Below are 741 nucleotides of genomic sequence, written 5' to 3' on the forward strand. Positions count from 1 at the left end.
CCCGGCGGTTCGACCTGCCGACTGTCCGATGAGCAGATCACCGCGCTGGAGGCCGCCTTGGACGCCGGCCTGGCCGCGCACGGCTGGACCGATGACCAGCGCTGGACCCTCGCCCGGATCACCACCGTGATCAAGGAGCTGTTCGGCGTCTCCTACACCCTGCGCGGCACCTCCTACCTGCTGCACCGCATCGGCTGGTCGCCCCAGCACCCCGTGCGCCGGGCCGCCGAACGCGACGAGCACGCGGTCACCACCTGGGTGACTGCGCTACCGGCAAGGGCTCCGGCCGGGTGTCTCTGGCCGGCCTGGTCTGCGTCAAGCCCGGCCGGCGGAGCCGGCTGATCTACCGTGCCATCGCCTACCAGGGCCGCACGGGTGAGAAGAAGGACTTCGGATCGCCGACCTGCAGGCCCTGCTCAAGGCCGCCCACCGCCTGCTCGGCGGGCCGATCGTGCTGGTCTGGGACAACCTGCGCACCTTCATCGACGCCCACGACTGGCTTACCGCGTTCCGCCTGCCCGCCTACGCTCCCGAGCTCAACCCGGCGGAAGGGGTGTGGGCCAACTTGAAGGGCAAGCTGGTCAATCTGGCCCCGCGCGGGCTCGACCAGCTCACCGTTCTGGTCAAGTCCCACCTCAAGCGCATGCAGTACCGTCCCGCGCTCCTGGACGGCTTCGTCGCCCAGGCAGGCCTCGCGCTCGAGCCTCCGTAGCCGCAGGACTGGAACCTCAGCCTTCAACC

General features: G+C 70.2%; 2 protein-coding genes. Both read left to right on the forward strand.

The window, feature by feature from the left end; translation table 11 throughout:
• On the forward strand, positions 1–342 hold a 342-nt coding region (locus tag AP234_RS00110), incomplete at its 5' end, for a helix-turn-helix domain-containing protein (RefSeq protein WP_160330344.1).
• 109 nt (positions 343–451) lie between these two features.
• Positions 452–712, forward strand: coding sequence for a transposase (locus AP234_RS00115; protein WP_235557883.1), 261 nt, complete (start codon positions 452–454; stop codon positions 710–712).
• Positions 713–741 lie beyond the last annotated feature (29 nt).

The organism is Sphaerimonospora mesophila, from assembly GCF_001417795.1.
Classification (GTDB): Bacteria; Actinomycetota; Actinomycetes; order Streptosporangiales; family Streptosporangiaceae; genus Sphaerimonospora; species Sphaerimonospora mesophila.